The organism is Brevundimonas sp., from assembly GCF_035626975.1.
GTDB lineage: Bacteria > Pseudomonadota > Alphaproteobacteria > Caulobacterales > Caulobacteraceae > Brevundimonas.
The window spans coordinates 1-22,254 of sequence record NZ_DASPMQ010000024.1; the positions used below are offsets into that span (position 1 = coordinate 1).

Below are 22,254 nucleotides of genomic sequence, written 5' to 3' on the forward strand. Positions count from 1 at the left end.
TAGCGGTCCATGGCGGCGCGCTCGGCGGCCATGGAGCGGCGCTCGGTCATGGTCACCTGTTCGGCGATGGTCGGCAGTTCGGCGATCTCGCGGTCGGTCAGCCCGTCCTTGCCGAGGCCGAGGCCGCGGATCAGGCCGCGGTGGACGATCAGGTCGGAGTAGCGCCGGATCGGCGAGGTGAAGTGGGCGTAGCGGTCAAGGTTGAGGCCGAAGTGGCCGACGTTTTCGGGGCTGTAGAAGGCCTGCATCTGGGTGCGCAGGACCACCTCGTTGACGACCTCGGCGTGGGGACCGTCCCGGGTCTCGTCGAGCAGCTTGTTGAACCGCTTCGTCGTGGCCGGCTCACCCTTGTTCCACGGCCTGCCGATGGTCTGCAGGAAGTCGCCGAGGTTGAACAGCTTCTCCTGGCTGGGCGCGTCGTGGACCCGGTAGAGCAGGGGGATGCGCTTCTGCTCCAGCGTCTCGGCGGCGCAGACGTTGGCCTGGATCATCATCTCCTCGATCAGGCGATGCGCCTCCAGCGACTTGCGCGGCTCGATCGTGCCGATGCCGCCGCCGGGGTCCATCAGCACCTTGCGCTCGAGGCTCTCGATGGCGAGCGGGCTGCGCTTGATGCGGCCCTTGAGCATGGCCCGGTAGGCGTTCCACAGCGGGTAGAGGATCGCGTCCATGGTCGGACCGGTGACCTCGTCGGCCCCGCCGCCGGCCTCGACGCCGTCGATGGCGGCCTGGGCCTGCTCGTAGCTGAGGCTGGCGTGCGAGCGCATCAGGCCGCGCAGGAACTTGTGCCCCGTTTTGCGGCCGTCCTTGTCGAAGACCATGCGGACGGCGAGGCAGGCGCGGTTCTCGCCGTGCTTGAGGCTGCACAGGCCATTGGACAGGACCTCGGGCAGCATCGGCTCGACCCGGTCCGGGAAGTAGGTGGAATTACCCTTCTCGCGGGCTTCGCGATCGAGGGCCGTGCCCGGCCGGACGTAGGCGGCGACGTCGGCGATGGCCACCCAGACGATCCAGCCGCCCTCGTTCTTCGGATTGTCGTCGCGCTGGGCGAAGACGGCGTCGTCGTGGTCGCGGGCGTCGGCGGGGTCGATGGTGATCAGCGGCAGGTCGCGCAGGTCCTCGCGGCCCTTCAGCGATGGCAGCTCCTGGTCCTGGGCCTCCTTCTGGACGGCCTCGGAGAAACCCATGGGGACGTTGTGGGCGGCGATGGCGATCAGGGAGGCGGCGCGAGGGTCGTCCTCGCGGCCGATGGTCTCGAGAATCTTGCCGCGTTTGGGTCCGTAGCGCTGCTCGCCCCGCTCGATGGCGGCCAGCACGAGGTCGCCGTCGCGCAGGTCGGCGCCCTGGGCGTGGGGGACCAGCAGCACGTCCTTCGAGCGGCGGTCGACGGGTTCGACCCGGATCTCCTTGTTGGACTTGCGGATGACGCCGAGGACGCGATTGGTCTCGGTGTCGAGCTTCTTGATCAGCCGGGCTTCCCAGCCGTCGGCGCCGCGGGCGAATTTGGCCAGTACGCGGTCGCCGAGGCCGGGCGCGGATCCGGGCCGGTCGTTGTCGGCCACGAGTATGGCGCGGGGGGCGTCGGGCGAGGCCTCGACGAGCCGCACGTAGAGCTCGCCGTCGACGTCGCGCTCGACCACGTCGGCGACGCCGACGGGGGGGAGGGCTCCGGCTTCGGAGAAGCCCTTGCGGCCGCGCTTGCCGAGTTTGCCCTCGGCCTCGAGCTCGCGGATCATTTCGCGCAGGGCGCGGCGGTCGCCGCCCTTCAGGCCGAAGTGGCGGGCGATGTCGGTCTTCTCGGCCGATCCGGCTTCGCGGAGGAAGGCGAGGAGGGTGTCTTTGTCGGGCAGGCCGGCGGCGGGCCGGCGGGGAGATTTTGTCATTGGAATCCTTGATAACGCGCTTCTGGCCTGTTCGGAGGCGAAATTTTGCGCGTCTTGTCGTGAAGGGGGGCGGGGCCTAGCTTCCGGCGCGAACCCCCCGGAGTTGTTTGAATGTCGCTCGCGCCCACCCCGGTCCTGACCGGTCCCACCGGTTCGCTGCTGGACCTGATCGGCAAGACGCCCATGGTGGAGGTGACGCGGATGGACACCGGCCCGTGCCGGCTGTTCCTGAAGCTGGAGTCCCAGAACCCCGGCGGATCGGTCAAGGACCGCATCGCCCTGTCGATGATCGCGGCGGCGGAGCGGGAGGGGTTCCTGAAGCCCGGCGGCACCATCGTCGAGGCGACGGCCGGCAATACGGGACTGGCGCTGACCCTGGTGGGGCAGGCCAAGGGCTATAAGGTGCTGCTGGTCATTCCGGACAAGATGTCCAAGGAAAAAATCCAGCATCTCAGAGCGATGGGCGCGGATGTTCGCCTTACGCGTTCGGACGTGCCGCATGGGCATCCGGAATATTACACCGACATGGCCGAGCGGCTGGCGCAGCAGATCCCGGGCGGTTTCTACGTCAACCAGTTCGCCAACGACGCCAACTCCGAGGCCCATTTCAAGACCACCGGTCCGGAAATCTGGGAGCAGATGGAGCACGACATCGACGCCTTCGTCGCCGGCATCGGCTCGGGCGGGACGATCACCGGCACGGCGCGGTTCCTGAAGAGCGTCGGCTCGGACGCGAAGATCATCCTCGCCGATCCGGTCGGCTCGACGCTGGCCGGCATCGTCAACGAGGGCGTGCCAGGGCCGGAGGGCAGCTACACTGTCGAGGGGATCGGGCAGAATTTCGTGCCGGACACCGCTGACATCACCCTGGTCGACTGCGCCTATTCGATCCCCGACGCCGAGGCGATCGCCACGATCCGCGAACTGCTGCTGAAGGAAGGCGTGCTGGCGGGATCGTCGTCGGGAACGCTGATCGCAGCGGCCCTGCGCTGGTGCCGCGCGCAGACGGCGCCGAAGCGGGTGGTCACCCTCGTCTGCGACACGGGGGCCAAATACCTGTCCAAGGTCTACAACGACGCCTGGCTGGCCGATCAGGGTCTGGGTGACCAGCCGATGCACGGCGACCTGTCGGACCTGATCTCCCGCAAGTACGAGGCCGGCGACGTGGTGGTCATCGGACCGGAGGACACGCTCGACACCGCCTTCAAGCGCATGAAGGGGGCCGACGTCTCGCAGTTGCCGGTGATCAAGGACGGGCGGCTGGTCGGCATCGTCGACGAGAGCGACATCGTCCATGTGATGAACACCGACGAGATCACCCGCCAGGAGCGGTTCAGGAAGCCGGTCGGCTCGGTGATGACGCGCGATCTGGACACGGTGCAGGTGGGCGAGCCGCTGGACGCCCTGATCCCGCTGTTCGACCGCGACCGGGTGGCCATCGTGCTGGACGGGGAGAAATTCGTGGGGCTGATCACCCGGAGCGACCTGATCAACCATCTCAGCCTGAACCGGTGACCGCGTGAGCACGATCAAGAACAGCCAGGGTTTCTCGACCCGCGCCATCCACGCCGGCCAGCGGCCCGACCCGACCACGGGGGCGGTGATGACGCCGATCTACGCCACCTCGACCTACGCCCAGGAAAGCCCGGGGGTGAACAAGGGCTATGAATACGCCCGGGGCAAGAACCCGACGCGAGAGGCGTTCGAGGCCTGTCTGGCCGACCTCGAGGGCGGCACGCACGGCTTCGGCTTCGCCAGCGGCATGGCGGCGACCTCCACGGCGCTGGAGCTGCTGGACGCGGGCTCGCACATCGTCACCGGCGACGACCTGTACGGCGGCTCGTGGCGGCTGTTCGAGCGGGTGCGGCGGCGGTCGGCGGGGCTGGATTTCAGCTATGTCGACCTGAGCGATCTGCCGGCCGTCGAGGCGGCGATCACGCCGAAGACGAAGATGATCTGGGCCGAGACCCCGACCAATCCGTTGATGAAGCTGGCCGATATCGCCGGCCTGGCGAAGATCGCGAAGGCACGCGGCCTGCTGCTGATGGTCGACAACACCTTCGCTACGCCGTGGAGCCAGCAGCCGCTCAAGCTGGGCGCGGACGTGGTCATGCATTCGGCGACCAAATATCTGAACGGCCATTCGGACATCATCGGCGGGGCGCTGGTGACGGCGGACCCGGAGCTGGCGAAGGAGATCAAGTTTCTGCAGAACTCGGTCGGCGGGGTGATGGGGCCGTTCGACGCCTTCCTCGCCAACCGCGGGCTGAAGACGCTGGGCCTGCGCATGAAGGCGCACAATGAGAACGCCCTGGCGGTGGCCCGCTGGCTGGAGGAGCGCAAGGGGATCGCGAAGGTGATCTATCCCGGCCTGATCAGCCATCCGCAGCACGAGCTGGCGGCGAGCCAGATGAACGGCAGGTTCGGCGGCATGGTCACGGCCATCGTCGACGGCGATCTGGCGCGCACCAGACAGGTGCTGGAGCGGGTGCAGGTGTTCACCCTGGCGGAGTCGCTGGGCGGGGTGGAGAGCCTGGTCAACCACCCGGCCATCATGACCCACGCCTCGGTGCCGAAGGAGCTGCGCGAGGCGGGCGGGGTGACGGACAGCCTGATCCGGCTGTCGGTGGGTGTGGAGGAGGTCGAGGATTTGATCGCGGACCTGGATCAGGCGCTGGGCTGATCAGGGCTGGAGCCGCCACCCGTCCTCGCGGCGCACCCAGAGGACGGTCGAGGTGAAGTCGGGGCGGGGCTGCCCGGCTACGGTCACGAGGGCGACCAAGGAGCCGTCTGGCTTGGGATGGTAGGTCGAGCAGTATTCGCCATCCCCAACCACCTCGTTCATGCCGGTCGCGATCTGCTCGCGAACCGCGTCCAGACCGGCGCCGGTCAGCGGCTCGCCGTCGACCTCGACAGACAGGATATGTTCCGGTGTAACGGACTCCGACGCACACTCGGCGTCGTCCCGGACGTAGACTTCGCCCTCCGCGATCACAACGATCCGCGGGCTGCCGCCGATGACATTCTCGGCCTTGTTGATGATCCGGCCATCCGGTTCGAACCGATAGGACCCGATGGACTCGCAGGTCTTCTGCTCGACGTCCGGCCCGTAGCACTGGACCTGGCCGCTACGGCCCGGCGCCAGAGGATCGGGTTCGGAGAAGGCGGCTGCCGCCAGCATCGCCAATGTCGTCAGCATCATCTTCAGCCACAAATCGCCAGCGACGCGCTCGCGTCTTCAGCGGCGATCCTCGCAAGGGGAAGGGGCGAAGGGAAGTGGACTCAGGCCGCCTTGCTGGGCAGGGCGGTCTGGTGGCCGGTCGCGGGGACGACCTTCTTCTTGGCGGGCGCGCGAGGCTTCTTGACCGTCGAGGACGGGGCGGCGGCGCGGCGGGCGGTCTCGGCGTCGATCAGGGGAAGGATCTCGGCGGCGGTGTTCATCTGGACCGCGGAGCCGGATTCCGACAGGCGGGCGGCGTTGGCGCGCAGGGCCTTGAGGTCAGTATCGCTCATGGCGGGAATCATGTCGGCAAGCGGGGTCATTACAGTCTCCAGGGAAGGGTACGGTGGTCGGGCCGGCGCCGTGATCGGCGGCCGGCCCTCCCGTCAGTCGGAAACTATTCGGCGGCCTTCAGGCGACCGGCCGATTCCTTGCCCGAACGCGAGTCGCGCTCGATCTCGTAGGAAACCTTCTGGTTTTCGTTGAGCGAACCCAGGTCCGAGACTTCAACGGCCGAGGCGTGGACGAACACGTCCTTGCCGCCGTCATCGGGGGCGATGAAGCCATAGCCCTTGGTGGAGTTGTACCATTTCACAGTGCCGGTAGCCATTTTCAGGACCTCCGCTAGCAGTTGACCGCCGGAAGAGGTTCCGGGTCGGCCTGTCGGGTCTGAATGGGATCGGCTTTGGACCTCGGTGCGCGATGCAAAGGGGCAGCAGCGTTTCGCAGAGAGATCGACGAAGCCCTAGGTGGGCGCTTTGGGGGGCAATAGCAAGCGGCGCCGGTCAGATAGCAAAACGGCGGCGAAGGCCTTCGCCCTCGCCGCCGTTCGAAATCATGCGCCGGAGGCCGGCGCGTGAAATCAGCCCTCGGTCTTCAGCTGACCAGCGGATTCCTTGCCCGAACGCTTGTCGCGCTCGATTTCGTAGGAAACCTTCTGGTTTTCATCGAGGCCGCGCAGGCCCGCCTGTTCGACGGCCGAGATGTGGACGAAAACGTCCTTGCCGCCGTCGTCAGGCTGGATGAAGCCGTAGCCCTTGGTGCTGTTGAACCATTTTACAGTGCCGGTAGCCATTTTCAGGACCTCCGTTAGCAGTTCGCTTCAGGGAAGAGCCCCTGGAGCCTGTCGGGTCTGAAAGGAGCGGCTAGACCTCAGTGCGAAAGCAGAGGGTGGCGTTTCGCAGAGAGATCGACGAGGCATTTGTGCCGTATCCCGGCGGCGAAAGCAAGGCGACCGCTCAACTGGCGGTCTCGTCCTCCGCCGGCGCGACGTAGTGTTCCTGGCAGAGTTTGCGCAGGGCGGCGCTCAGGGTCGGGCCGTACAGCGAGTCCTGGATGCGGTCGAAGCCCTCGGACGAAAGGGCTTGCTTGATGTCGCTGACGGTGCGGCAGCGGCCCTCGCGGGCGAGTTCATAGGCGCGTTCGAGCGTGGTGGGTCTGTGAGTCATGCTCCTAGGTAGGCATGACGGGCGCGGATTGCGAGCCTCAGAAGGCGAAGCTGACGCCCGCGACCAGACTATCGGCGTATTGTTCGCCGGGAACGTCCGCGTCCGTACCGTACCAGCGCAGCTCGGCCTCGAGGCTGCGGGTCAGGGCGTATGAGACCCCCACGTTGTAGCCCGTATAGTCGACGCTGTTGTCCTGCTCGCGGCGGCCGATGGCGGCGGAGCCGGACAGTTTGTCGGTGAAGTCCCAGCCGATCTGGGCCTCGGTCCAGGTCCAGGCCTCGGTGGAGCCCGTGCTGTCCGGCGAATACTGCACACGCAGGCGGCCCTTGGCCGGGCCGATCGAGCGCTTCATGTCGGCCGTGAATTCCCAGGCGTCGTCGTCCGCGCCCGGATTGGCGTCGACGTGCCACTTGTGCTCGACCTTCAGGTCGAAGTCGAAGCCGGCGAACTCGGGCCGGACGCCGGCGTTGAGCGCGACCTCCAGCTCCGATCCGGTCGACGACCTGATCGTCTCGATCGAGGGCCCCGCGTAGAAGAAGCCGGACGCGCTCTCCCATTCCGCCTCGCCCCAGACGAAGGGGTCGCCGTCCGACTTGGAGACGTCCTTGGAGCGGTTGTCGGTGGCGGCGCCGACCGCGAACGACCAGGAGCCGGCGGGGGCGGAGTCCTGCGCCGCGGCGGCGCCGGCGCAGGCCAGCAGGGCGGTCGCGACGGCGGCGGTCGTCAGGGTGCGGATCATGGAGCGGCCTTGTTTGAACGGGGGCCGATCTAGAGGCGCTTCTTGTCGAATTTGTCACAGGCCTGCGAATATTCGTCCTTCAACCGACGAACCAGCTGGGCCGCCGGCAGGATGTCGTGGATCGCGCCCGCGCCCTGACCGGCCGACCAGACCGTCTTCCACGCCCGCGCCTCCTCGCCCATGTCGAGCTTGTGCTCGGGCAGGCTTTTCGGGTCGATGCCGTTCTCGATCAGCGACGGGGTCAGGAAGTTGGCCGGGATGCCCGACACCGCCGGGGTGTAGGTGATGTCGGCCGAGCCGGCCTCGACGATCATCTCCTTGTAGTGAGGCTGGGCCTCGCTTTCCGCCGTGGCGATGAAGCGGGTGCCCATGTAGGCGAAGTCGGCCCCCATCATCGTCGCGGCGGCGACGTCGGAGCCGGTCGACAGGCAGCCCGACAGGATGATGGTCCCGTCGAAGAACGACCGGACCTCGTCGACCAGGGCGAAGGGATTGACCACGCCGGCGTGGCCGCCGGCGCCGTTGGCCACCAGGATCAGGCCGTCGACGCCCGCCTGGGCCGCCTTGCGGGCGTGGCGGACGTTGGCGATGTCGTGAAAGACCACGCCGCCGTAGCCGTGCACCGCGTCGACCACGTCGCGCACGGCGCCGAGGGACGTGATGATCAGCGGCACCTTCTCCTCGACCGACACCATCATGTCGGACATCAGGCGCGGATTGGTCGGGTGGACGATGTGGTTGACGCCGAAGGCGGCGGCGTCAGGGGTCAGCCGCGCCTTAATCTCGTGCAGCCATTCCCGATAGCCCTCGGTGGTGCGCTGGTTCAGCGACGGGAAGGTCCCGATGACGCCGGCGTTGCAGCACTCGACGACGAGATCCGGCCCGGAGACGAGGAACATCGGCGCGGCGATCACCGGCAGCTTGAGCCCGTTTTTCAGCGATGCCGGAATGGCCATGGCGTTTCCCCGAGTTGTCTTTGACTACGGATAGCGGGGTGTCGCCGGGGAAGGCAAATGGCGGCGCCGATTTGTCCCCGGCCTGTTTGTCCCCGGCGTGGAGACAGGATGGGGACAGGGGGGGACAGAAGCGGGGCAGGACTCCAGCATGGATGCTTTCACATCGGCGGATGACGCTGCCGCCGCGAACCGCTAAATCGCGATCATGACCACCGACACCTCCGGCCTGCACCAGCTGGGCCATATGACCGCCGCGCCGACCAGCCCGGAGACCGCCGAGCTGGAGCGGGTGCCCAATCCGCATGCGGACACCATGTACCTGACCCGGTTCACGGCGCCGGAGTTCACCAGCCTGTGCCCGGTGACGGGCCAGCCGGATTTCGCCCACATCGTCATCGACTATGCGCCGGGGGACTGGCTGGTCGAGTCCAAGAGCCTGAAACTGTACCTGACCAGTTTCCGCAACCACGGCGCCTTCCACGAGGACTGCACCGTGGCCATCGGCAAGCGGCTGGCCGACCTGCTGGCGCCGAAGTGGCTGCGCATCGGCGGCTACTGGTATCCGCGCGGCGGCATCCCGATCGACGTGTTCTGGCAGACCGGCCCGGCCCCGGAAGGGCTGTGGTTGCCCGACCAGGGCGTGCCGACCTATCGCGGGCGAGGCTGAGGCCCTAGCGCCACGCCGTCACGGCGTCCGGTTCGGGCGCGAACTCGAATTCACCGTCGGTCGACAGCGACAGCTCCCGCCACGCGTCGAGATCGGCCTGGAGCCGGTCGATCTTGCCCTGGATCATGCCGACCGCGTCACTGCCCGCTGCCCAGCGGACCGGCGGGTTCGGGTGGTCGGCCAGGGTGAGCAGAGCCTGGCCCAGCTTCTCCGGATCGCCGGCCTGGTTGCGGCTGCGGGCGTCGTAGAACGACTTCAGGGCCGTCGCGACCTCGGCGTAGTCGGGGATCGGATGGCTGCCGTAGCGGACCGAAGTCGGCTCGAGGAAGTCCGTGCGGAAGAATCCGGGCTCGACCACGGTCACGTGGATCCCGAAGCGGGCCACCTCGGCCGCCAGCGACTCCGAGAAGCCCTCGACGGCGAATTTGGAGGTGCAGTAGAGCGTCCCGCTCTCGCCGCCGACAAGGCCGCCGACCGACGAGATGTTGAAGATGCGTCCGGCGCGCCGGGCGCGCATCGAGGGCAGCACGGCGCGCGTGACCTGCATCAGGCCGAAGAGGTTGGTGTCGAACTGGGCCTGGATGTCGGCCGGGGTCGATTCCTCGAAGATGGCGAGGTGGCCGTAGCCGGCGTTGTTGACCAGAACGTCGATGGCGCCGAAGCGGGCGAGGGCGGTCTCGACGGCGGCTGCGACCTGCCCGGCGTCGGCGACGTCGAGGGCGAGGGACAGCAGGCGGTCGCTGTCGTCACCGAAGGTTTCGACGAGGACCTCGCGGCGGCGGGCGGTGGCGACGACGCGGTCGCCGTTGTCGAGCACGGCGCGGACGATGGCGGCGCCGAGGCCGCGGCTGGCGCCGGTGATGAACCAGGTTCTGGGGGAGTTGGCGGACATGGGAGCCTCCTGTGCGGTGGAGGCCGTTGATGCGCCCGGGCGACCGTTCCCGCGTAGACCGATCGCGCCAATGTCATGCACGATCCTGCCAGACGGGATGGTTTCGGCGGTCGGCGGCTTGCGCCATAAGCCCGGAGAGCCTTGAGTGGTCCAATGAACGGATTGCACGAACTCGCCGCCATTGTGCGGCGCTGGCTGGGGAACGATCCTCATGAGGGGGTCGGCCCGCTGGTGCCTCCGGGCCTGCAACTGATCGCCAGCAGTACGGTCACCAAGGCGCAGGCCGTCGTCTATGAGCCGATGCTGTGCGTGATCCTGGAAGGCGCCAAGATCACGACCCTCGCCGGCCAGACCTATCCTTACCGCGCGGGGGAGTATCTGGTGGTGTCGGCCGACCTGCCGGTGGCGGGTCAGGTGACGGAGGCGCCCTATCTGGCGCTGGCCGTGCCGCTCGACCCGGCCGTGATCGCCGAACTGCTGATCGAGACGGACCGGACCCCGGCGGACGGGGTTCCGACTCTGGGCCTGGCCGCCAGCGCCATGGACGAGGATTTGCTCGACGCGGTGACCCGGTTGGCGCGGTTGCTCGAACGGCCCGACGACGCCGTCGTGCTGGGCCCGATGGTTCACCGCGAGATCGTGTGGCGTCTGATGAGCGGGGAACGCGGCGCCATGGTGCGTCAGATCGGCATGGCCAACGGGCGGCTGGCCCAGATCACCCGCGCGATCCGCTGGATCCGCGACCACTATGCCGAACCGATGCGGATCGAGGCGCTCGCGGCGCTGGCCGGGATGAGCGAGACCTCGCTGCACCGCCATTTCAGGGCCGTCACGGCGATGAGCCCGTTGCAGTTCCAGAAGATGGTGCGGCTTCAGGAGGCGCGAACCCGTCTTCTCAGTCAGGGCCGCGACGTGGCGGGGGTCGGGTTCGAGGTCGGCTACGACAGCCCGTCGCAGTTCAGCCGCGAATACAGCCGTCTGTTCGGGCGTCCGCCGGGGCGGGACCTGGAGCATTGGCGGGCGTCGCCGGATCATGCGATCGCCGTGTGAAGGCGGCGCGGAACGGGCCTCAGCAATTGCTCATCTTTGGCTCATGGCGGCGGCCCGCCGCGTACCCTACCCCGGGATATCCAGAGACCCGGGCTTTCCGCCCGGCAGTCGGGCAACCCGTGGGCGCCGCATGCCAATGATGCCTGTCGATCCCCTCCGCCCGGAAGGCGTGCCAGGCCACGATGACTGAACCGCGTCGCCTGCCGCTCGAGTTATGGGGCCGTCGCTGGCTGGAGCGGCTGCAACTCTGGTCGGACGGGCGGGCGTGGAGCCGGTACGGGTTCGAGTTCCTGATGTTCGGCTTCAAGCAGGGGTGGGCCTGTCTGTTCGGCGGGGCGATGCTGGCGCTGATCGTGGGGACGCATCTGCTGTGGCCGGATGCGGCGCCCGTGTCGCGCTACGACTTTCTGGTGGTGGGTGCGCTGGCCATCCAGGCGGCGATGCTGGCTCTGAAGCTGGAGAGCTGGGAGGAGGCGCGGGTCATCTTTCTGTTCCACGTCGCCGGGACGGTGATGGAGCTGTTCAAGACGGCGCACGGCTCGTGGCTCTATCCGGAGGACAGCGTGCTGAGGATCGGCATGGTGCCGCTCTTCTCAGGCTTCATGTACGCGGCGGTGGGCAGCTATATCGCGCGGGTGCAGCGCATCTTCCATATCCGGGTGAAGCGGTATCCGCCGCTGTGGACGACGTGGGCGCTGGCGGCGGCGATCTACGTCAACTTCTTCGCCCATCACTGGCTGCCGGACGTGCGGATCGCGTTGTTCGTGGCGACGGCGGCGCTGTTCGGGTCGGGCTGGTTCTATTTCACGGCGGACCGGGTAAGGCGGCGGATGCCGCTGCTGCTGGGCTTCTTCCTCGTGGCGCTGTTCATCTGGCTGGCCGAGAACCTGGCCACCTTCGGTCGGGCCTGGGCCTATCCGGGGCAGGCGGACGGGTGGGAGATGGTCGGGGTGGAGAAACTGGGGAGCTGGTTCCTGCTGATGATCATCTCGGTCGTGCTGGTGTCGATCGTGCATCGGCCAGAGGCGGAGGGCGGCGCGGTTCCTTCTCCCCTTGGGGGAGAAGGTGGGCGGCGGAGCCGACCGGATGAGGGGTAGGGCGGCTCCGGGCCGGCTGACGGCCCGGCTGTGTCAGGCATCCCCCTCATCCGTCTCGCTCCGCGAGCCACCTTCTCCCCCGTAGGGGAGAAGGAATCTTGGCTTGCACACGCGATAGCTTAGAGGGGGAGGCACGGGAGGCCGCATGACCACCACCACAACCGACGTCGTCATCCTCGGCGGGGGGCATAACGGGCTCGTCTGCGCCTTCTATCTGGCGCGGGCCGGGCTGAAGGTGACGGTGCTGGAGCGGCGGCATATGGTCGGCGGGGCGGCGGTGACGGAGGAGTTCCATCCGGGCTTCCGTAACTCGACGGCCAGCTACACGGTCAGCCTGCTCAACCCGAAGGTCATCGCGGACATGGATCTGGCCCGGCACGGTCTGACCGTGGTCGAGCGCAAGGTCTCCAACTTCCTGCCATTCGACGACGGCCGCTATCTGCTGGCCGGCGAGGGGCGGACGCAGGGGGAGGTGGCGAAGTTTTCCGCGAAGGATGCGGAGCGACTGCCGGAGTACGAGCGGCGGCTGGAGGTCGTGGCGGGCGTGCTGCGCGACTGGATCCTGAAGGCGCCGCCGAACATGGTGGAGGGCGGCTGGATGGCCATGCTGCCGGAACTGCTCAAGGCCGGGGGGCTGGGGCGGCAGGCGGCGGGGCTCGACGTACAGGGGCGGCGCGACCTGCTGGACCTGTTCGCCAAGTCGGCGGGCGACTGGCTGGACGGCTGGTTCGGGAGCGACCCGATCAAGGCGCTGTTCGGCTTCGACAGCGTGGTGGGGAACTACGCCAGCCCGTACACGCCGGGCTCGGCCTATGTGCTGCTGCACCACGTCTTCGGCGAGGTAAACGGGCGCAAGGGCGTCTGGGGCCACGCCCTGGGCGGCATGGGGGCGATCACCCAGGCCATGGCGAAAGCCTGCGCCGAACTGGGCGTCGAGGTGCGGCTGGACACGGCGGTGGCCGAGGTGCTGACGGAGACCGGCCGGGCCGTGGGGGCGTTGACCGAGGCGGGAGACGTGGTGCGGGCGCGGGCGGTGGTGTCCAACCTGCATCCACGACTGCTGTTCGAGCGGTTTGTGGATGACGCCGTGGTTCCGGCGGACTTCCGCGAGCGGATCGGGAATTACCAGTCGGGGTCGGGCACCTTCCGGATGAATGTGGCGCTGTCGGAGCTGCCGGACTTCACGGCCTTGCCGGGGCAGGGGGATCACCTGACGGCGGGGATCATCATCGCCCCGACGCTGGCCTACATGGACCGCGCCCATGCGGAGGCGCGGCTGAACGGCTGGTCGTCGCAGCCGATCGTCGAAATGCTGATCCCCTCGACGCTGGACGACAGCCTGGCGCCGCCCGGACAACATGTTGCGAGCCTGTTTTGCCAGCATGTCGATCCGATGCTGGGCGACGAGCACCGCGAGACGGTGGCGGACCTGATGATCGAGACCGTCGACGCCCACGCCCCCGGGTTCAAGGCGTCGGTGCTGGGTCGGCTGGCGCTGGGGCCGCGCGATCTGGAGCGGCGCTTCGGCCTCGTCGGCGGCGACATCTTCCATGGACGGCTGACGCTGGACCAGCTGTTCAGCGCGCGGCCGGTTCTGGGCCACGCCGACCACCGGATGCCGGTTCCGGGGCTGTATCTGTGCGGCTCGGGCGCGCACCCCGGCGGCGGGGTGACCGGCGCGCCGGGACACAATGCGGCGCGGGCGGTGCTGAAGGACCTGGGTCGGTAGACTCAGACGTCCGCCAGGCCCATGGCGGCGACGAGGGCGTCGCGGACGGCGCTCTCCGTGAAGGGCTTTTGCAGCGTCGGATGGCCGCGCCATTCGTCGGGCAGGCCGCCCTCGCCGTAGCCGGTCGAAAAGACGAACGGCACGCCGCGATCCTTCAGCGCCTGGGCCACCGGGAAGACCTGACGGCCGGCGACGTTGACGTCCAGCAGCGCGGCGTCGAGAGGCTCGCCGTCGGTGACGATCCGGAGGCCTTCGTCGACCGTGGAGGCCGGGCCGACCGGGGTGCAGCCCATGTCTTCCATGATGGTCTCCAGCAGCATGGCGACAAGGGATTCATCCTCGACGATCAGCACGCGGCGGCCTGCAAACGCCTGACTCATGTGGCCTGCTCCCAGTTCTGTGGACTCGAGAATGTCGCGATAAATCCATCGTGTGCGTAGTCGGGTTCGACCTTCCCGACCAGATCATGGCGTATATTGCGTTCGATCGGCCCGGCGCCTTGCTGCAAGGGCTGCCCGCCGATCGCAACGCGGGGGCCGTGGGTGACGGCCAGTCCGGCCCGGTCAGGGGCTGCCGGCGCACGGGAAATGGGCGAGGCGTCGTGCGCGCTCACCTGATCGACTGCGGTGCTCCCCGATTCCGCCCGTTTTTTCAATCCTGTCCCCCCGTCCCGGTCGTTCCAACGTTCTGAGCCGAGATCGGTTTCACACGCGGCGCGCGCGGTGTGCGTTTTGCCGTTTGAACGGGAGGCGCGGGCGCCGCTAGTTTGCGCCATGTCCATGGTTTCCTTTCTGGCGGCGGCGGTTCTGATGATCTCACCGGCAGCTCCCGCGGATCCCGCGCCACGGGCGACCGTCGGGCAGGGCGTGCTGGTCGGCGGCGAGGCGAACGGCGTACGCAGCTTCAAGGGCGTGCCCTATGCGCGGCCTCCGGTCGGCGACCTCCGCTGGCGGGCGCCTCAGCCGGCGGAGCCGTGGGGCGGCGAACGGGACGCGGGGCAGGTCGGCGCGATCTGCATCCAGCCGCCGGCCAACGGCGACAATGGCGTCGGGCCTCTGCCGATGAGCGAGGACTGCCTGACGCTGAACGTCTGGGCGCCGGCGGACCGCGAGGGGCCGCTGCCGGTGATGGTCTGGATCCATGGCGGCGGGCTGAACAACGGCTCGGGCACGGCGGCGCTGTACGACGGGAGCAACCTGGCGAAGCGCGGCGTGGTGGTGGTGACGATCAACTACCGGCTGGGCCGGCTGGGGTTCTTCGGTCATCCGGCGCTGACGGCGGAGGCCGGGGGCGAGGATCTGGTCGGGAACTACGGGTTCGCGGACGTGATCGCCGCGCTGGAATGGGTGCGGGATAACGCCGCCGCCTTTGGAGGCGATCCGGGCAATGTCACCATCTTCGGGGAGTCGGCCGGAGGCGCACTGGTGACGCGGCTGATGATCTCTGAGCCGGCCCGGGGACTGTTCCATCGGGCGGTGGTGCAGTCGGGCCTCGGGCGCGATCAGGGAACACCCACCTTCCGTAGCGTGGAGGGATCGCCTTCGCTCGAGCAACGCGGTCGCGCCTTCGCCGTCGCGGCGGGGCTGCCGGAAGACGCCACCGTGGAGCAGTTGCGGGCGCTTCCGGCGGAGCGGCTGCTGAGGCCGGCGCCGAGCTTCTACGGCGGCGATCTGCTGGTCATTGACGGCTACGACGGCGGCGGTCTTGTCGAGGGGGATGTCGAGCCCGCCTTCGCCGCCGGCCGCGAGGCGCCCGTGCCCCTGATCATCGGCGCCAACAGCGCCGAGTTCTGGTGGATGAAGCCGTCGGACCTGAGCCCCTATGGCGCGATCGACGACCCGATGACGCCGGAGGAGCGGGCGGCGTTCCTGGCGGCCTATGGCGGGCAGGGGGGCTATGACCAGTTCGTGCTCAGCGACCTGGTGTTCAACGAACCGGCTCGCCATCTGGCGCGGCTGCATGCCCGCAACGGCCATCCGACCTATCTGTATCGGTTCGACGTGGTCTCGGCGGCGATGCCGGAGCCGCACGCGGGGGCGACCCATGCGTCCGAGCGGCAGTACGTCTTCGACAATCTGGCCGCCTCGCCGTGGCCGACGGCGGAGATGGATCAGCGGGCGGCGGATGCGATGGCCGGCTACTGGACGACGTTCGCCGCGAAGGGCGATCCGAACGGGGCCGGGCGGCCGGGCTGGCCGGAGTTCCGGGCCGAGCCTGACCGGCTGCTGGAGTTCACCAACGATGGGCCGGTGGCGAAGGCGGTTCCGTTCGCGGAGCGGCTGGACGTGATCGAGGCGTACTACGAGCGGATACGCTGACGCTCAGTCCGTGTGCTCGATATCGTCGCCGCAGATGACCGCCCAGGCATGGCGACGCTGCTCCCAGAGGGACGCGACGGGGGCCGGGAAGGTCGGATCGGCGAAGGCGCCCACGGTCACGCCGATCAGGCCCGGCAAGCCGGCGTGGTCGATCAGCACGGTCGATCCGCAGGTCGGACAGAAGCGATAGGTGATGGTCCGGCCGGTGGCGGATACGCGGGTCCATGCGCGGCAGGGGCCCGAGACCGTAAGGTGGTCGCTCGGGAACCACGCCTGGACGGACAGGATGCTGCCGGTCCGGCGTTGGCATTCAAGGCAATGGCAGGCGGCGACGCGATCGGGCTGACCTTCGCAGACGGCTGTGAAGCCGCCGCACCGGCAAGCTGCCTCGCGCCGCGCGGTCACAAGGCGTCCAGAACCGCGCCGTGGGTCTTGATGACCTCGGCATAGAGCAGCCCTGAATCCTTGATGGTGCGCTCCTGCGTCTGAAAGTTCACATGGGTGATGCCGAAGCGTTTCGAATAGCCCAGCGACCATTCGAGATTGTCGAGCAGCGACCAGGCCATGTAGCCGCGCACGTCGACGCCCTTGCCGATGGCGTCGTGCAGGGCCTTGAGATGGGTCTTCAGGTACTCGACCCGCATCGGATCGTGGATGCGCCCGTCGATGGCGTGGGGCGGGTCGTACCAGGCCGAGCCGTTCTCGGTGACCATCAACGGCAGCTTGCCGCCGGTCTGCTCGTGCAGCCAGACCAGGGTGTCGGTGAGGGCGGGAGGATAGACCTCCCAGCCGGTTTCGGTGTGGGCGTGCTGGACCTGTTTGACCGGGCGCGAGCGGGTCGGCCAGGCGTCGGGGGCGTTCTCGGGCACGGAGCGGGTGTACCAGTTCAGCCCCATCCAGTCGGTCGGCTGGGCGATCAGGTCGAAGTCCTCTTGCGGGAACTCGCGGTACGCCTCGCCGTAGACGTCTTTCAGTTCTTCCGGATAGCCGCGGCCCATCAGGGGGTCGAGGAACCAGCGGTTCATCTGGGCCTCGGCGCGGCGGCGGGCCGCCTCGTCCTCCGGCTTGTCGGAGGCGGGGTATTTCGGCTCGATGTTGAGGACGATGCCGATCTGGCCTTCGCCGACCTCGCGGAAGCGTTTCACGGCGGCGCCGTGGGCGCGCAGGACGTTATGGCCGGCGATCATGGCCTCGAAGGCCGAGCGGTGACCGGGGGCGAGGGCGCCGTGCAGATAGCCGCCGTCGACGATGACCCAGGGCTCGTTGATGGTGCCCCAGGTCTTCACCCGGCCCTTGAACTTCTCGAACAGGACCTGGCCATAGTCGGCGAACCAGTCGGCGATGTCGGGATTGAGCCAGCCGCCGCGGTCGTCGAGGGCGGCGGGCAGGTCCCAGTGATAGAGGGTGCAGAGCGGCTCGATCCCGGCTTCCAGAAGGCCGTCGACCAGCTTGTCGTAGAAGTCGAGCCCCTTGGGATTGATGGCCCCGCGACCCTCCGGCATGACCCGGCTCCAGCTGACCGAGAATCGGTAGGCCTGGAGGTTCAGCCGCTTCATCAGCTGGATGTCGTCGCGCCACCGATTGTAGTGGTCGCAGGCCACGTCGCCGGTGTCGCCGTCCTTCATATTGCCCGGTGTGTGGCTGAACCGGTCCCAGATCGAGGCGCCCGCGCCGTCGGCCATGGACGAGCCTTCGATCTGATAGGCGGCCGTGGCCGCGCCCCACAGGAAACCGTCTGGAAACAGATATTTGACGGTGTTTGCTGTGGTCATGTGTGAAGCTCTTGGGCGCGTGAAATCAACTGGAACGAGCGGGATTGGGCAACGGCGGGTACGCGTGTAGCGCCGTGAGCACAACCTTCGTGTGACCAAACTAGGGCACTTGCGGGCCACATTGCTAGTGTGTCATGTAAACGGTTACAGGAAATTGTCGAACGGACCCGTGCAAAGCGGGCCGGCATCGGGGATTGTTCAGGGAGGAAGACTTTGGCGGCTGGGGCCAACCAGAAAACCCGCGCGGATCAGGCGGCATGAAGGCCGCGACGATCCGTGACGTGGCCGAGCGGGCCGATGTGTCCGTCGCCTCGGTGTCCCGTGTGCTGACGGGCGCCGGGCCTGTCACCCAGGCCACCCGCGACAAGGTCATGGAGGCGGTCGAGGCCCTGCAGTACGTGCCGCACTCCGGCGCCCGCAGCCTGTCGACCAGCAAGACCCAGACGATCGGCGTCATCCTGCCGGACCTGTACGGCGAGTTCTTCTCGGAACTGATCCGCGGCATGGACGTGGCGGCGCGGGCGCTCGGCTATCACCTGATCGTCTCCAGTTCGCACGACGACGCGGAGGAGGCCTCGGCCGCCATCCGCTCGATGCGGGGACGGGTCGACGGACTGATCGTGCTGTCGCCGCATCTCGACGCCGCCAACCTGGCGTCCAGCCTCGCCGGACGGCTGCCGATCCTGCTGATGAATGGCGGCGACGGGGCCGGACGTCCCTCGATCGTCGTCGACAACCACGGCGGCGCGGTCCAGGCCGTCGAACACCTGATCGCCACCGGGCGGCGCCGGATCGCGCACATCTCCGGTCCGACCGGCAACCTCGAGGCCGAGACACGGCTGGCCGGCTATCTGGAGGCCATGGCGCGGGCGAACCTGCCGACGACGGTCGTCGAGGGCGCGTTCGACCAGGCCTCGGGCCATCGGGCCGGGGCCGAGCTGGCCGCGCGGGCCGAGCGCCCCGACGCGATCTTCGCCGGCAATGACATGATGGCGGTCGGGGCCATGCTCGCCCTGCAGGACGCCGGGCTGGCCGTGCCGGACGACGTGGCCATGGTCGGGTTCGACGATGTGCCGATCGCCGGCCTGATGCGTCCGGGCCTGACGACTCTGAGAATCCAGATCGCGGAAACCGGACGACGCGCGCTGGAGCGCCTCGTCCGCCTCATACACGCAGCGGGCGCCGCCGTCGCCGACACCGCCTGCGAGGTCGTACGGCCCGAACTGGTCGTCCGCCCGTCAAGCAACCCGGCGACATCCCAAACCCAACCATCCGGCGGGCGTCTTCACGCCAGCACCAACACGATATCTCTGAAGGGGGAGAATTCCTGATGACCCGCAAGACCATCCATTACATGGGGGCGGCTTCCGCCCTCGCCTTGGCCGTTTCGCTAGCGTGCGCCGGCGGGGTTTCGGCCCAGGTCACGACATCGACGATCCGCGGATCGGTGACAGACAACGGCGCCGCCGAGGCCGGCGCCGCGATCGTGGCGCGCGACACCTCTTCGGGCTTCACCACCCGGGCCACCGCCAACGCGAACGGCGGCTATGTGCTGTCTGGCCTGCGCCCCGGCACCTATGAGATCACCGTGACCACCGCCGAGGGCGAAACGGTGTCGGACACCGTCACGATCGGCGTCGGCCAAGTGGGCGACCTGGATTTGTCGGTTGGCGGGGCTGTCGCAGCTGTCGATCCCGACGCCACAGACTTGGGCGACGTGGTCGTCACAGGCCGCCGCCTGGCCGAGGTGCGCACGCCTGAGAACGCGACCAACGTCACGACCCAGCAGATCAACAGCCTGCCGCAGATCAACCGCAACTTCCTCAACTTCGCCGCCCTGGCCCCCGGCGTGCGGGTAGGGCTCGATGAGAGGGAGCAGCAAATCACCGCCGGCGGCCAGCGCGCGGAATCGGTCAACGCCTTCATCGACGGCGCCAGCCTGAAGTCCAACGTCATCGCCGGCGGCATCATCGGCCAGGACGACAGTCGCGGGAACCCGTTCCCCCAGGCCGGCATCCAGGAATTCCGTGTCGTCAGCCAGAATTTCAAGGCCGAGTACGAACAGGCCTCGTCGGCGATCATCACCGCCGTGACCCGCTCGGGCACGAACGAGTTCCACGGCGAGATCTTCGGGGTCTACCGCGATCAGGACTTCGTCACCCAGGACGACTTCGCCGAAAGCCGCGGCGAGGCCAAGGTCCCGCTGGAGGTCCAGCAGTACGGCTTCGCTCTCGGCGGTCCAATCATCCAGGACACGCTGCACTTCTTCGGCACCTACGAGCACAAGCAGGAAAACCGCGCCAGCGTGGTCAACCTGGGCCGTCAGGACCCGCGCTTCGTCGCCCAGTTCGGCCAGTACATCGGCACGTTCGCCTCGCCGTTCGAGGAAGACCTGATGTTCGGCAAGCTCAGCTGGCAGCCCGCCGAGGGCCATCTGATCGAATGGAGCGCCACCTACCGCGATGAATCCGAATTGCGGGACTTTGGCGGCGCCAACTCATTCGAGCGCGCCAACGACCTTCAGCAGACGACCCTGATGAGCAATATTCGCTATCAGTGGCAGACCGACTCGTTCCTGAACGATTTCGCCGTCGACTATCGAGACTACAATTTCAACCCGGGCGCGGCGAACTTCACCGACGCCGGTGCGACCTACCGCCTGTTCGAGAATGACACCAATCCGGGCCTGCCGGGCTTCCAGCCCGACTTCTTCGGCGGTGTGGCCATCCTCAATCTGGGCGGCCGTGACAGCACCCAGGACATTCACGACAACGCCATCACCTTACGCGACGACCTCACCTTCAACGACTGGGAGATGAGCGGCTTCCACACCATCAAGCTGGGCGCCAAGGTGTCGTTCCAGAACTATCAGGTGAGCAAGCAGTTCGGCCGCAACCCGAACTTCTACTACGACGTCGACGGCCGGCCCGAGCTGAGCGGTAGCACTACGGTGCCGTACCGCGTCGAACTGGGCCAGGCTTTCCCCGATGTCGACCTCGATAACACCGTTATCGGTCTGTACGTCCAGGACGACTGGCGGATCACCGACCAGCTGGAGCTGAACCTCGGTATCCGCTGGGACTATGAGACCAACGCCAACAACAACGACTACGTCACCCCGGCCAGCGTCGTGGCCGGGCTGGACCAGTGGATCGCCTCCACCGACGGGGGCAAGCCCGCGGGCTATGCGCCGAGTTGGTTCAACAGGGACGACTACATCTCTACAGGAGACAACCGCGACCCGTTCGCGGGCGCTTTCCAACCGCGGATCGGCTTCTCGTTCGACGTGTTCGGAGACCGTCGGACGGTGATCTTCGGCGGAGCCGGCAGGTACTACGACCGGGTCAACTTCAACTTCTCCTATGACGAGCTCGTCAAGCCGTCCGATGTCCGCAAGAACGCCTTCTTCAGCACCACCGGCCGGCCTGCCGGCCAGGATCGCGATCCCGGTCCGGGCGTCGATCTGCCGGGCGAAGCCGGCGACCCGATCCTGTGGCAGGCCTCGTACGGCACCGCCGCGGGCCTTGATCCGGTTCTGGCGACCATCCCCGGAAAGGGCGAAGCCTTCCTGCTGGCGAACGACTTCGAACCGCCGCGGACTGACCAGGTCAACCTCGGCGTGCGCCAACGCCTCGGCGACTGGCAGACCGAAGTGACACTGGCCTACGGCAAGACCGAGAACGAGTTCACCTGGCAGTATCTGAACCGTTGCCGCGAACCCACGGTCGGCAACGACGGCGACGGATTCGGCGACAACGGCGGCTTCTGCTCGCCCGGCGCGGCCAACCCGTACCGCTCCTATCTGGTGTCGGATCACAACAAGGAGCGGGAGTTCACGGCGCTCTATCTCAAGGCCGACAAGCCCTACACGTTGGACTCGGGCTGGGGCTTCAACCTTGCCTACACTTGGTCAGAGTCGCTTCAGAACGGCGGCAACGACAACTTCTGCTTCGACTGCTTCTCAGTCGAGGCGTCGCCGGTCCGCTCATCTGCGAACGACGAGACGCACCGGATCGTCGCCAACGGCATCCTGGACCTGCCGTATGACTTCCAGCTTTCGGGCATCCTGACGCTGGGCTCCGGTTTGCCGTTCAACGTGTTCGACGGCACCGGCTCCCGGTTCTATTTCCGTCCGTATGCTGGTCGTCCGGAGCAGCACAACTTCATCATCCCGGACGCCTTCGCCTACAGGAACCTGGACCTTCGCCTGACCAAGAATTTCAAGGTTTTCGGCGGTCAGGAGCTGTCGCTGTTCGTCGATGCCATCAACATCATGAACTACAACAACTACACCGGCTTCGACGGCGGAACGGGATCGGCGGCGAACCCGAATCCGAATTTCGGCCGCCCGTCGGCCGTGTTGTTCCCGACCCGGACGTTCCAGTTCGGGATGCGGTACAGCTTCTAGGCGCCTGAGCCTGGCGGCCGCCTCCCGCTTCGCGCGGGAGGCGGCCTATTTCTTTGACGGGTACGCGTTTGAGTT

22 protein-coding genes are annotated in these 22,254 nt (G+C 67.6%); 9 read left to right on the forward strand and 13 right to left on the reverse strand.

The window, feature by feature from the left end; genetic code table 11:
* Positions 1-1,883 (reverse strand): ribonuclease R family protein (locus VEB62_RS06860; protein WP_324797205.1); only part of this gene is annotated, 1,883 nt, incomplete at its 3' end.
* A gap of 111 nt (positions 1,884-1,994) precedes the next feature.
* Between VEB62_RS06860 and VEB62_RS06865 the strand changes: the two genes are divergently transcribed.
* Together VEB62_RS06865 and VEB62_RS06870 are read left to right on the forward strand one after the other, a co-directional pair.
* A complete protein-coding gene (locus VEB62_RS06865; RefSeq protein ID WP_324797207.1) occupies positions 1,995-3,398 on the forward strand; it encodes a pyridoxal-phosphate dependent enzyme in 1,404 nt (467 codons plus the stop codon).
* Positions 3,399-3,402: 4 nt separating this feature from the next.
* Entirely contained in the window at positions 3,403-4,566 is a 1,164-nt protein-coding gene (locus VEB62_RS06870; protein WP_324797209.1) for a cystathionine gamma-synthase, read from the forward strand.
* On the opposite strand, the gene VEB62_RS06875 is transcribed toward VEB62_RS06870, so the two are convergent.
* From VEB62_RS06875 to VEB62_RS06905, 7 genes are all read right to left on the reverse strand, one after another.
* Positions 4,567-5,082: a hypothetical protein gene (locus VEB62_RS06875; protein ID WP_324797212.1), complete on the reverse strand. Its 516-nt coding sequence runs from the start codon at positions 5,080-5,082 to the stop codon at positions 4,567-4,569.
* Positions 5,083-5,165: 83 nt separating this feature from the next.
* A complete protein-coding gene (locus VEB62_RS06880; protein WP_324797215.1) occupies positions 5,166-5,426 on the reverse strand; it encodes a hypothetical protein in 261 nt (86 codons plus the stop codon).
* 74 nt (positions 5,427-5,500) lie between these two features.
* On the reverse strand, positions 5,501-5,713 hold the full coding sequence (locus VEB62_RS06885; RefSeq protein ID WP_168049007.1) for a cold-shock protein: 213 nt from the start codon (positions 5,711-5,713) through the stop codon (positions 5,501-5,503).
* Positions 5,714-5,965: 252 nt separating this feature from the next.
* Positions 5,966-6,178: a cold-shock protein gene (locus tag VEB62_RS06890; protein ID WP_055828888.1), complete on the reverse strand. Its 213-nt coding sequence runs from the start codon at positions 6,176-6,178 to the stop codon at positions 5,966-5,968.
* A 163-nt stretch (positions 6,179-6,341) separates the two neighbouring features.
* Positions 6,342-6,551 (reverse strand): hypothetical protein, encoded by a 210-nt coding sequence (locus tag VEB62_RS06895; RefSeq protein ID WP_324797223.1) that lies wholly within the window; start codon positions 6,549-6,551, stop codon positions 6,342-6,344.
* Between the two features lie 37 nt (positions 6,552-6,588).
* Positions 6,589-7,290 (reverse strand): TorF family putative porin, encoded by a 702-nt coding sequence (locus VEB62_RS06900; protein ID WP_324797225.1) that lies wholly within the window; start codon positions 7,288-7,290, stop codon positions 6,589-6,591.
* Positions 7,291-7,319: 29 nt separating this feature from the next.
* On the reverse strand, positions 7,320-8,246 hold the full coding sequence (locus tag VEB62_RS06905) for an NAD(P)H-dependent flavin oxidoreductase (protein WP_324797227.1): 927 nt from the start codon (positions 8,244-8,246) through the stop codon (positions 7,320-7,322).
* Between the two features lie 205 nt (positions 8,247-8,451).
* On the opposite strand from VEB62_RS06905, the gene queF reads away from it, so the two are divergent.
* Positions 8,452-8,913, forward strand: a complete 462-nt coding sequence (gene queF, locus VEB62_RS06910; RefSeq protein WP_324797230.1) for a preQ(1) synthase — start codon at positions 8,452-8,454, stop codon at positions 8,911-8,913.
* A gap of 4 nt (positions 8,914-8,917) precedes the next feature.
* On the opposite strand, the gene VEB62_RS06915 is transcribed toward queF, so the two are convergent.
* Positions 8,918-9,805, reverse strand: coding sequence for an oxidoreductase (locus tag VEB62_RS06915; protein ID WP_324797232.1), 888 nt, complete (start codon positions 9,803-9,805; stop codon positions 8,918-8,920).
* Between the two features lie 153 nt (positions 9,806-9,958).
* Between VEB62_RS06915 and VEB62_RS06920 the strand changes: the two genes are divergently transcribed.
* From VEB62_RS06920 to VEB62_RS06930, 3 genes are all read left to right on the forward strand, one after another.
* Entirely contained in the window at positions 9,959-10,855 is an 897-nt protein-coding gene (locus VEB62_RS06920) for an AraC family transcriptional regulator (RefSeq protein ID WP_324797235.1), read from the forward strand.
* Positions 10,856-11,037: 182 nt separating this feature from the next.
* Positions 11,038-11,952: a DUF817 domain-containing protein gene (locus VEB62_RS06925; protein ID WP_324797239.1), complete on the forward strand. Its 915-nt coding sequence runs from the start codon at positions 11,038-11,040 to the stop codon at positions 11,950-11,952.
* Positions 11,953-12,097: 145 nt separating this feature from the next.
* Positions 12,098-13,681, forward strand: coding sequence for a phytoene desaturase family protein (locus VEB62_RS06930; protein ID WP_324797241.1), 1,584 nt, complete (start codon positions 12,098-12,100; stop codon positions 13,679-13,681).
* 2 nt (positions 13,682-13,683) lie between these two features.
* Here the strand turns inward: VEB62_RS06930 and VEB62_RS06935 are convergent, their stop codons facing one another.
* Positions 13,684-14,061, reverse strand: coding sequence for a response regulator (locus tag VEB62_RS06935; protein WP_324797244.1), 378 nt, complete (start codon positions 14,059-14,061; stop codon positions 13,684-13,686).
* Positions 14,058-14,462, reverse strand: coding sequence for a hypothetical protein (locus VEB62_RS06940; RefSeq protein ID WP_324797247.1), 405 nt, complete (start codon positions 14,460-14,462; stop codon positions 14,058-14,060). Before VEB62_RS06940 ends, VEB62_RS06935 begins: the two co-directional genes overlap by 4 nt.
* Between VEB62_RS06940 and VEB62_RS06945 the strand changes: the two genes are divergently transcribed.
* The gene (locus VEB62_RS06945; RefSeq protein ID WP_324797249.1) at positions 14,455-15,999 is read left to right on the forward strand and encodes a carboxylesterase/lipase family protein; all 1,545 of its coding nucleotides are present in this window, start codon (positions 14,455-14,457) and stop codon (positions 15,997-15,999) included. The genes VEB62_RS06940 and VEB62_RS06945 overlap by 8 nt on opposite strands.
* Positions 16,000-16,002: 3 nt before the next feature.
* Here the strand turns inward: VEB62_RS06945 and VEB62_RS06950 are convergent, their stop codons facing one another.
* The gene (locus VEB62_RS06950; protein WP_324797252.1) at positions 16,003-16,404 is read right to left on the reverse strand and encodes a GFA family protein; all 402 of its coding nucleotides are present in this window, start codon (positions 16,402-16,404) and stop codon (positions 16,003-16,005) included.
* A complete protein-coding gene (locus VEB62_RS06955) occupies positions 16,401-17,771 on the reverse strand; it encodes a GH1 family beta-glucosidase (protein WP_324797255.1) in 1,371 nt (456 codons plus the stop codon). Before VEB62_RS06955 ends, VEB62_RS06950 begins: the two co-directional genes overlap by 4 nt.
* Positions 17,772-18,028: 257 nt before the next feature.
* On the opposite strand from VEB62_RS06955, the gene VEB62_RS06960 reads away from it, so the two are divergent.
* Together VEB62_RS06960 and VEB62_RS06965 are read left to right on the forward strand one after the other, a co-directional pair.
* Positions 18,029-19,102 carry a LacI family DNA-binding transcriptional regulator gene (locus VEB62_RS06960; RefSeq protein WP_324797257.1) on the forward strand — a complete coding sequence of 358 codons (1,074 nt, stop codon included), beginning with the start codon at positions 18,029-18,031 and terminating at the stop codon, positions 19,100-19,102.
* On the forward strand, positions 19,102-22,179 hold the full coding sequence (locus VEB62_RS06965; RefSeq protein WP_324797260.1) for a TonB-dependent receptor: 3,078 nt from the start codon (positions 19,102-19,104) through the stop codon (positions 22,177-22,179). The genes VEB62_RS06960 and VEB62_RS06965 overlap by 1 nt, the downstream gene beginning before the upstream one ends.
* Positions 22,180-22,254 lie beyond the last annotated feature (75 nt).